Source organism: Dellaglioa sp. CoH-57-MRSF-17, from assembly GCF_056782015.1.
Genome location: NZ_JBXAXY010000008.1, coordinates 20,360 through 31,103 on the forward strand (window position 1 = coordinate 20,360; position 10,744 = coordinate 31,103).

At 33.7% G+C, this 10,744-nt stretch carries 9 protein-coding genes; 2 read left to right on the top strand and 7 right to left on the bottom strand.

Annotation, left to right across the window (positions count from 1 at the left end):
- Positions 1-7: 7 nt before the first annotated feature.
- The 7 genes from dltB to AC1RPJ_RS07205 form a co-directional block, all read right to left on the bottom strand.
- Entirely contained in the window at positions 8-1,204 is a 1,197-nt protein-coding gene (gene dltB, locus AC1RPJ_RS07175) for a D-alanyl-lipoteichoic acid biosynthesis protein DltB (protein WP_481761930.1), read from the bottom strand.
- Positions 1,204-2,733, bottom strand: coding sequence for a D-alanine--poly(phosphoribitol) ligase subunit DltA (dltA, locus tag AC1RPJ_RS07180; RefSeq protein WP_481761931.1), 1,530 nt, complete (start codon positions 2,731-2,733; stop codon positions 1,204-1,206). Before dltA ends, dltB begins: the two co-directional genes overlap by 1 nt.
- Positions 2,734-2,747: 14 nt before the next feature.
- Positions 2,748-2,960, bottom strand: a complete 213-nt coding sequence (locus AC1RPJ_RS07185) for a teichoic acid D-Ala incorporation-associated protein DltX (protein ID WP_481761932.1) — start codon at positions 2,958-2,960, stop codon at positions 2,748-2,750.
- 152 nt (positions 2,961-3,112) lie between these two features.
- Positions 3,113-4,558 (bottom strand): sensor histidine kinase, encoded by a 1,446-nt coding sequence (locus AC1RPJ_RS07190; RefSeq protein WP_481761933.1) that lies wholly within the window; start codon positions 4,556-4,558, stop codon positions 3,113-3,115.
- Positions 4,558-5,283, bottom strand: coding sequence for a response regulator transcription factor (locus AC1RPJ_RS07195; protein ID WP_481761934.1), 726 nt, complete (start codon positions 5,281-5,283; stop codon positions 4,558-4,560). The genes AC1RPJ_RS07190 and AC1RPJ_RS07195 overlap by 1 nt, the downstream gene beginning before the upstream one ends.
- A 159-nt stretch (positions 5,284-5,442) precedes the next feature.
- Positions 5,443-6,864, bottom strand: coding sequence for a hypothetical protein (locus tag AC1RPJ_RS07200; protein WP_481761935.1), 1,422 nt, complete (start codon positions 6,862-6,864; stop codon positions 5,443-5,445).
- 2 nt (positions 6,865-6,866) lie between these two features.
- Complete coding sequence (locus AC1RPJ_RS07205; RefSeq protein WP_481761936.1) at positions 6,867-9,113, bottom strand: transglycosylase domain-containing protein; 2,247 nt, start codon at positions 9,111-9,113, stop codon at positions 6,867-6,869.
- A 398-nt stretch (positions 9,114-9,511) separates the two neighbouring features.
- Between AC1RPJ_RS07205 and AC1RPJ_RS07210 the strand changes: the two genes are divergently transcribed.
- Positions 9,512-10,249: a peptidylprolyl isomerase gene (locus AC1RPJ_RS07210; RefSeq protein WP_481761937.1), complete on the top strand. Its 738-nt coding sequence runs from the start codon at positions 9,512-9,514 to the stop codon at positions 10,247-10,249.
- A 73-nt stretch (positions 10,250-10,322) separates the two neighbouring features.
- The gene (locus AC1RPJ_RS07215) at positions 10,323-10,649 is read left to right on the top strand and encodes a heavy metal-binding domain-containing protein (RefSeq protein ID WP_409022267.1); all 327 of its coding nucleotides are present in this window, start codon (positions 10,323-10,325) and stop codon (positions 10,647-10,649) included.
- The last annotated feature ends 95 nt before the right edge of the window (positions 10,650-10,744 follow it).

Below are 10,744 nucleotides of genomic sequence, written 5' to 3' on the forward strand. Positions count from 1 at the left end.
ATCTATTTTATGAAAAATATAGTTTGTCCAAAAATCCTGAAAAGATTAAGAAACTTAAGCAAACGATGTTAAACGTAATAAAGATTGCAAAAATTTCTGTAAATTTATTACTTGGAATACTGGTTTTATGTTTCTTTTTAAATCTGAGCCATGCATCATTAATGACGATAGCTATCGCATGGAATAGGCCATAGGCAATGTAATACCAAGTAACCCCGTGCCAAAATCCCATGAGTAAGAATAATCCAAAATAACCAACAATAGCTGTTGTTATTCGACTTTTAATTAATTTATGTTTCATCATAAAAAAGACTAATCTCATATAAACAAAATCACGGAACCAGAATGAAAGTGTCATGTGCCAACGATTCCAAAAGTCTTTAATATTGTGTGCGATGAAAGGTCTATTAAAGTTAGGAGGTGTTTCAATTCCCATAAAGTAACTGATACCAACTGCGAATAAACTATAACCAGCAAAATCAAAAAATAAATCCATACTGTACGTGTACATGTAACCAACTAAGGCCCACGATATACCACCGTCTAGTAATGCAATACGTGCGACGTGAGGTAACAGCATCGTACCAAATAGGTATGCTAGTAAAAATTTATATAAGAAACCTAAGAAAATGTAAAATACACCCTTTTGTAACATTTCTAAATATTTTTCTCGACTTGGGACATTTTGATAATCTTTAACAAACCGTCTGTAACGATCGATTGGTCCCGATGAGATAGTTGGGAAAAACAATAAAAATTGTAAGGTTAGCATCAAATCAAATTTCTTAATACTACCATCTCGCGATTCCATAATCATTTGAACCGCTTTAAACGTTAAATAACTAATTCCTAAAAAGCCAATAATTGATGGTATACCATTATTAATGGCTGGTGTTATTTTTACGATGGATAATGGTGCTATCGCTAAAAGGACAGCCATAATAAAAACCCACGTTTGATTATACTTACTACGATAATTCATGTATAAACCGATAAGTAAGACTTCAAAAATTATATAAATAAGTAAATTAAAGCCTTCGTGAAGTTTTGGACCGCCAAATATTAAGAAAATAAAGAGTAATGAAATTAACGTTTCATACAATCTAAATCTTTTACCATTAAGCAAACCAACAATAATTGGAATTAAAACAACAATAAGATATAGAAAGTACATCGGATTGACATAAGGTTGGAATGATACCATTAAGCATTCACCTCATTTATTAGTGTTTTCCGATCAATTTTACCATTTTGCGTTAATGGTAAAACATCAACATAAACAAACTTCTGTGGAATCATATATGACATCATTGTATCTAACAAGTATTTTTTAATTTCAACTGTTAATTCTGAGTCTCGTTCAACTGGATTATCATTTTGAACAACATACGCAATTAATTGAACCACTTTATGATCCTTATTATATTTTGGAATAGTGATTGCTTGTTTTACAAATGGATGCGATGACACATGATGGTCAACTTCTTCTAATTCAATTCGGTAACCATGTAGTTTAACCTGGAAATCAATTCGTCCACGATATAACAACATCCCTTCAGAATTTATGATTGCTGCATCACCAGTTCGATAGGCAGCTACGCCATCCATTTCAAAAAAAGCACTGGCCGTTTTTTCAGGATTGTTAAGATAACCTTTTGAGACACTAGGTCCAGCAATAATTAATTCACCTTCATCACCATTTGGTACTAGTTCATTTTCTGGATTAACTACAACCATCTTTGTATCTGATTTGGCATAACCAATTGGTAATCGTGGGTATTGTTCTAAAATAGCATCAGTAATCTCAACACTCGAAACCGCAACTGTTGCTTCCGTAGGACCATACGTATTAAATATCTTAGCCATTGGGAATCTTTGCTTCAATGCTGCAGCTGTTTTGTGAGTTAATTCTTCACCACAAAATAAGAATCGACTAAGATCTGGTAAATGTTTATCATCAAACGTTGGTTCTAATAAACAAATATCAATAAATGATGGTGTTGAAACCCAAACTTGTAAGTCCAGAGTAGGTAACGTTTGGAAAAGAACTTTGAAATTATCCGTCACTTCTTGAGGTAAAACAGATAACTTACCACCCATAGTTAATGTAGGATACAAGTCCATTACTGATAAATCAAATGAGTATGGTGCCTGAGATAGACTATTGGGATGTTCTGGTAGAGAGAAATCTTCTATCATCCAGTTCACGTAACTTATCAAGTTATCATGACTAATTTGAACCCCTTTTGGCTGTCCAGTCGTACCAGATGTAAAGATAATATAGAAGTTATCTTTACCAGTTACTTGGAAACTAGGATCAGGAACTTCTACCCCTTGATTATTCTCAATAATTTCTGTTAATTCAGTTGATAAAATTACAGGTACATCGAGTTTAACTTCAGGTAATTCTGCTACAGCTATACAAGCGACTGGTTTCGCAACTTCTTGAATTGACTCTAAACGCTCAGCTGGTGAGTGCGAATCAATTGGAATATATGCGTGCCCTGCTTTAACGCTTCCTAAAAAAGCCACTAGCATATTAAATTTTTGATTTCCATATATCATAATTGGACGTTTATTATCTAAATTTAATTCAATCAAATGCAATGCTAATGCATCAGATTTTTCTTTTAACTGTTGATAAGTATTTGTCTCACCCAAATCATTGTAAACAATGCGATTGGGATCGGACATTGCGATCATATCAATTTGATTAATTACATTTTTTATCATGTCTTTGCTCTCCTTTAAAATTCATTATAGATAAACGTACCATTACTTATACCTTTAAATGAATACAGGTAAACTAGCATCGCCAATACAATAAAATAAAAGGCAGTTCGAACGATAAACATAAAAACTTCATTTTCTTTTAAATCATGCCATTTTTGGCTCATATTTATCACATCCCCCTTAGAATGAATATAGTATACACTTTTTTTCCCCCGTTTAGCATTCATCTATGTCATACTAACCTAACAATTTTGTAATATTAAACTTAGTTAATAATCTTATTAACCGCTTTTTAGTGTAACAGAATTACATCTATATCACAAAAAAGAACGATTTCTATTTGTATATAGAAATCATTCTTTAATAATTTTTTAACTATTTATTCATTTTCTTGATTTGGAAACGTCAATGTAAACGTTGTCCCTTTTCCTTCAGTACTCATCACTTCAACTTTTCCGTTATGAAGTTGCATTAATTGATGAACAATTGATAATCCCAATCCTGATTCTCCGTACTTAGTACTCTTACGAGATGGATCTGCCTTGTAGTAACGTTCCCAAATATTTTCTAGCTGGTCTTTTGTCATGCCAATACCTGTATCAGTAATCCTAAAGATACTTTCATGGTAACCACGTTCAGCTGAAATATGAATCGTTCCTGATTGAGTGAATTGAATGGCGTTTTGCGTAATGTTAAAAATAACTTGCACAAATCGATCGTAATCCGCAAAAACCATTAAGTTTTTAGGAACACTTAATTCAATCTTATCGTCGGCTTCTATTGCTTTTTTTGTTAGTTGTTCAACGATGTTATTCAAAACAATAACCGCATCAAAATTACTTGGTGCTAGCGTAATTTGATTTGTCCTAATTTTTTCATAGTCTAAATTTTCATTGACTAATCGGATTAATCGCTTAGTTTCACTTTGCATTAGTTCAATGCTCTTCCCTTTGCTCTCTTCTGGAATTGCATCGTATGCTAGCCCTTCAAGTAGTCCGTTAATAGTTGTCAACGGTGTACGCATTTCGTGTGCAGCGTCAGCCATAAATTGTCTACGACGTTCTTCTTGACGTTTTATTTCTTTCTCTGATTCTTTCAATGAAGAAACCATGCCATCAAAATCTTGTGCCAAATCATCTATTTCATCTCGATGTCTACTTTCGATATGCACATCAAAATTACCATCAGCAACCATTCGAGTTGCACGTCTCAATCGATTAATTCTAGAAACAGAGTATCTCGCTAAAAGATAACTCAAAATAATTCCAGCGATAACAGAGACAATAAACGCAATAACCAAATTCTGAGTCATTTGACTCATATTGGATTGAATATTAGAAACATTGGCTCCAACCGATATAACCGCATATAATTTACCATTATAAAAATAAGGTTTCAAAATATCGGTCATATTAATTGCTTTCATATCTGTTTTTAATTGTCTATTAATATGCGGTGTACGGTGAACAACTTCACCATTTTCCAATTTTTTCCACTGCTCACTTGTAATATTGTCCTGTACCGCATTATCAGGATAGATAATTTTAGATTTTTTAGTATAAATAGTAAATCGAACATTTTGCGTTTTTAAAATTAATTCTGCATTTCTTAAATTATTTAAGTTTAAATTAAATTGCGTTTTTGAATCGGTTGTTTTTAAAACCATTGATTCTGACATTAAACTATCCGAGTAACCTTCCAATTGTGTCCATGTATTTTTATAGACCATATCACTCGTGAAATTTAAAAATAAAGCGCCAAATACAATGACCAATGTAATAATAACCGCGAAGAATGCTAACATTTGCTGATAAAGTAGCTTCATTAGTAACCAGCTCCTGAGTCATCAAATTTATAACCGACACCCCACACCGTTTGAATAACTTGTGGACCCACTTTTTCAATTTTTTGACGTAATTTTTTAATATGTGCATCAACTGTTCGTTCATCACCAAAAAATTCATAATCCCAAACTAATTCCAATAGTTTTTCTCTTGAAAAGACTTGTTTTGGTTTATTGGCCAACGTTTTCAACAAATCAAATTCTTTTGGTGTTAAATCATGAATTAAAACGTCTTGTAAGTATGCTTCTCGACGAGCTGTACTTAATTTAAAGTGAGTTGTGACAATATCAAAACTAGTACTTTCATTTTCTGTTTCATCGTCAGTTCCAACACTTGGTTTTTCTGCCCGGCGGTGAAGGGCCTTAATTCTAGCAATCAATGTTATTGGGCTAAAAGGCTTTGTTACATAATCATCTGCGCCCATTTCTAATCCAAGAACTTGATCACTTTCGGTATCGCGTGCCGTTAAAATAATAATGGGGACATTAGCTGAAACTTTTCGAATCGTAGAACTGACTTGCATGCCATCCATACCAGGCAAATTCAAATCAAGCGTAATCATATCCCAACTATCCGGATCTTCATTAAACATAGCAACAGCATCATTACCATCATAAGCGTACTGAACGTCCCATTTTTCTTTTTGAAAAAACATCGACATCATTTCAGAAACTGCCTTATTATCCTCTACCATCAATAATTTCATATTATTCCTCTTTCATTTCCAATTTAATGAAAATCATAATCTTATCTGCTACTTTGAGCGGTCTTATATTCCATTAGTATAACTAAATAATATGAATATTTTTAGTTTTTTTTCGTAATATATTTTAATACCATCAATTTTAATGTATTGTAACTACTTTTACTGTATTTTAGTAGCTGATGAACTGCTTACCTGGCTTGTACTACTACTAATAGCACTTGATTCTGAACTGCTTACGGCTGTATCTGATGACGCGTCGGCTTCTAAACTAGAGCTTGTTTCATCCGTTGAACTTGATTCTTCTACAGAACTTGCCTTTGCCTCCTGGCTTGATGCGCTGGATGACTTTTTACTTGCTCCCGAGTAAATTTTATTTGCTGAAGTTCCCTTATAACTTTGGTGTTGGATAATTACCTTTAATTTATCTGTTCGCTTAAGTAAGTTTCCTTCACTCGGCTCCGATAATATCATGTTTTTCCCAGACCATTTCTGTACAAATACAATTTCTATATGGTTTTTGTTGGCCCACTTTTGCGCTTCCGATTGAGATCCAAATTTAGGAACTTTTATATAAATTTCAGCTTGTTTCTTATCTTCAGCCTGTTTTTTTAATGCATGAGATAAAGTTTCTTCAAGTGAAACCAACTTTTTATCGGCTTGTTTCTTATCTGAAAGATCTTTTTTATAATCATCAAATACCTGATACTGCTCTGTCTGTGTGGCTAAATCTTTAGCTATCACTTCTTCAATTTGATTTAAAAAGGCAAGATTATTCCATGAATAGTGTAATTTACTGACAGCATTCGTATAGTCATCTATTTGCTGACTTGTACTTTTTTTCAAGATTTCTACATTACCTGACAAAGGGTCATACGTGGCTGTCTTCATGGCAATGGACATTACACCGTTTATTGCTATTGCATCTTTTGCCAAATTTTTTTGTAGTGTATAAATTCGATTGGCAAATTGATCTTTATTTGAAGAATTAATCAATAACTGATTAATGTACCCAAATTGTTCATTATTCAATTTTTGAATCGTTCCAGGGGTCACATTTACTTTAACTGTTTGTTCATCATCCTTAACAAATACATCTTGGTATAATGAATTCACTTTCACTTTTTTTAATAAATTATCATATTTTGTCTGGTAATCAGCACGTGAATTCTTAGAAATATTTGATAATGTATCATCTAATTTTTTCATTTCACTTGAAGTTGCTTTAGTCGTTAACTCCTCTGTTTTAATGTTGTAACTATCTGCATAAATTTCATTAAACTTTTGTTTTGCTTCTTTAGACTTAACATTAGAGTCGTAGAGTGAGTCTGGCGTTTGATTTGCCATTGTTAATTTTGAATTATCATTTTTGGACCAATCAAGACTAATTTGATACCGATTGATAACCGTATAGACGCTCCAAATACTCAAGCTAACCGCAATAAACAACAAAATACGATACGCCCACTTTAAAAATTGTCGTATCGATTTATGACTAGCTTGTTCTGGTTTAAAATCTGCTTTATTTTCTCGGTTAACAGTTTTTTTTCCTGTTTGCTTTGTCCCTCTTGATCTCGGTTCCATTTTTATTCACCCTCTAACGTCTCTTTAGCCGCCTTAATGCCATCATTAGCCTTGTCTAATTTTTTCTGAACATTATTTAATTTTTTCTGAGTTGACTGCTCCCATGAACCAATTTTATATGCTTCAGGTTTCTTGTGATATGAAGGATCCTCTAATTTTATTTTTAACGTGTCCTCAGCAATCTTTTTAGACAAATACGTTTTATATATTTTAGCTTTTTTTACATCAATTTTTTCTGGCTCTTTAACGCCTAACGTTACTACTTTATCGTTAGGTTCATATTGAGCTGCAAGACCAGTTCCTGACAATTGTATAACAGTTGATGGTTTTGTCCACTCACTATTATCAGCATTCTTTTCTTTTGAAAAATGTACCATTAGGTCACGATATAAATTAACATTTGTCATTGCAGATGCAGCATCAGTAATATAATGTCCTTTTTTCATTGGTTCATCATACCCTAACCACATCGAAATAGAAGTTGATTTAGTGAACCCATTCATCCAGACATCCATATTTGCATTCGCTGGAAATCCCGATGAAGCAGAATAACCGACGGTCCCTGTCTTCATTGCCTGATGAACATTATCAATTCTTGCAGAAGGCGCTGTCCCACCGGCATTAGGTACGCCTTCCATCATTGACGTTAGCATAAATGCTGTTGAGGCCTTCATAGCACGTTTACTATTTACCTCATATTTTTTAACACTATTATCTGAAAATTTTAGACTTGTGACGTAACGAGCCGCATGATAGGTTCCGCCATTTGAAACGGTGCCATATGCTGTCGCCATTTGTTCGGTAGAAACATCGAGTCCAATAGCCTGCGACCCCGCAGGTGCATTATTTTGAGCCATCCCTACTTGTGCTAAAAATTGGCTAGCCTTCGCACTCCCAACAGTATTTAACGTTCTAATTGCTGGTGTATTAGCCGAAACTCGTAATGCGTTTTGCATCGTTATTGATTTATAACTCACTTTATCAAAATTCTGAGCAACAAGATTAGTTCCCGGATAAGTATATGAAGTGCCATCTAAGGCATGTGTGGTTGCCCACCCAAAGTATTCAATAGCAGGGCCATAATCTAATAGTGGCTTAATTCCTGATCCTGACGAACGCTGCGTAGAAATTGCCCGATTATAACTGAAGGCAGTTTTTTGATGACGTCCACCATATTGAGCAACAATATTCCCCGTTTTAGGATCTGTAATTGTAATTGCAGATTGTTCTGCTGAATTTTGATAATATTTTTTATTATCAGCTAATTTTTTAACAGTCGCATTTTGCTTTGAATCAAGCGCTGTTGTAATTTGTAATGGAGTTTTAGCTAAATCGTACCCTTTATCGCTAACTTGTTCTAAGGCAGAAGTAACATAAGCATTATTTTCAAGAATTTTTTTTGTAACAGAATTTTCCATCCAATGGCGTTTCTGTAAATCTTTTGTCACTGATTCTGCGACAGCAATTTTATATTGTTTCTTTGTAATTACCTTATTCTCAAGCCCTGTTTTTAATATTATATTTCGGCGTGTTTGAACGGCTTTAGGGTTTGAATATAAATTATAGGTAGAAGGGGCTTGGCCCAATCCAGCTATAATTGCCTGTTGACTAATACTCAATTGTTTTAAAGTTTTACCAAAATACGTTTCTGAAATGGTCTGTGCCCCATATGATCCTTCGCCTAGACTCATTTTATTAACATAAAACTCTAAAATCTGTTTCTTACTATAATTATGGTATAACTGTTGCGCTAAGAAAAATTCTTTTATTTTCCGGTCTACAGTCCGATCTTTATTACTCGTTGAAAAAACAGTTAATTTAATTAACTGTTGCTCAATACTTGATCCACCTCGAGCTGACCCTTTACCTACAGCTGATTTAATGGAAGAAAGTCCCGCATTAAATAAGCCGGAGGGCGAAAATCCCGCGTCTTTGTAAAATGTTTGATCTTCTGTTGCTAATAACAGATTACTATATGTTTCAGGAATGTCTTTTGACTTAACATAAACTCGTTTATTCAGCGCTGAAGACCAAATTAACTGGCCATCTTTATCATACATATTTGAACTGGCATCAGATATTAATTCCTGACTTGTAACTGTTGGCACGGACTTAATAACTGTCGCAATATAAATACTTATCGTCGTAACTCCTAATAAAAATAAAACACCAAATATTGCAATAACTCTAAAAATCCACGGATGCCGATGACGCCATCTTTCTTTATCTTTCTTATTTTGTTTTACCATTATGCCATCCCCGATTCTGTGACACGAGTCACATCTCTTGCCATGACATTATTTATTATTTTTTCTATGTATAAATCTAAATTTCCCAATTTATTACCAACTAACAAAACGTAACCCCCTACTACTTTTCTTAACAATACAAAATCTGACTAATCCATTTCGATAATTGTATTGTAATCCTCTAACTATGTAAATTTTTATATCGTTCACAATTGATAACGTTCATATAAGTATTAAATCCTCATTTAACCGTGAGTCATCCCCATTTATATATGTTAAATATAACAATCATAATGACTATATACAAGCGCTAAACTGGATGTTTAAGTTAAGACTTGTATAACTTCTACCTCGTACGTTAAACTAGAGTAATTAAATAAAGAAAGTTTGGGGTTAATATGAAAAACAAAAAAATGATTGGTTTAATTGCAGTAATTATTATCATTATTCTTGGGGGAATTGGGTTCTTCTTCTACCATCAAAATGCAGAAACAACAAATGATACGGAAACTACTACTTCTTCATCAAGTGTAGCGTCAAACGTTGAACTACCACAACTTAGTTCAAAAGTAACAAAAAAAGAAGCTGTCGTAGATATTCAGACAACAAAGGGAAATATCAAAATCAAATTATTCCCGGAATATGCACCAAAAGCTGTGAAGAATTTTATTACTCATAGTAAAAAAGGGTACTATAATAATACCCTCTTCCATCGTGTTATTAACGAATTTATGATTCAAGGTGGCGATCCTAAAGGGGATGGTACTGGTGGCGAAAGTATTTATGGTCATACATTCGGTGCTGAAATTTCAAGTAACCTTTACCACATCCGTGGTGCTTTAGCGATGGCACAAACGTCAGAACCTGATTCAATTGGTAGTCAATTCTACATTGTTCAAAATAACCAAGATGTAAGTACCAGTGCTGATATTAAAGATGGCACACCGTCAAAAATTATTGATGCATACAAAAATGGTGGCACACCTTCACTTGATGGTACTTATACTGTCTTTGGTCAAGTTATCAAAGGGATGGATGTTGTTGATAAAATTGCCGCAGTTGCAGTTAATTCAAGTGATAAACCTACAACTAATGTTAAAGTTAAAACAATTAAAGTCCTCCAAGAGACAAAATAATCAGTTCAAATCTGCAGTCTCTTATAAAGTAACTATGTTACTATGAAGATACTAATAAAGGGAGGTTTTATAGATGTCAGATAAAATTCTAGTCGTTACAACGGAAAGTATTCCGGGTAGAGAATATGAAGTAATTGGGGAAGTTTTTGGCCTTACAACACAATCTAAAAATGTTATCAAAAACATTGGTGCCAGTCTTAAAAATATTGTCGGTGGCGAAATTAAGGCCTACACAGAAATGATGGCTGAATCAAGAGATACTGCTATTGATCGTTTACGCGACAATGCAGTAAGCATGGGTGCTGATGCAGTTGTTATGATGCGTTTTGATTCCGGTTCAATTGGTCAAGATATGCAATCAGTTGCCGCATATGGTACCGCAGTTCGATACATTAAATAATGAAAAAAAGTTTCAACAATGTACTAGGCCCTGTCAAGTTGACGGATGAAATAATATAAAATTTAATATGTTTCTAAATGGCTTTATCCCAGTAT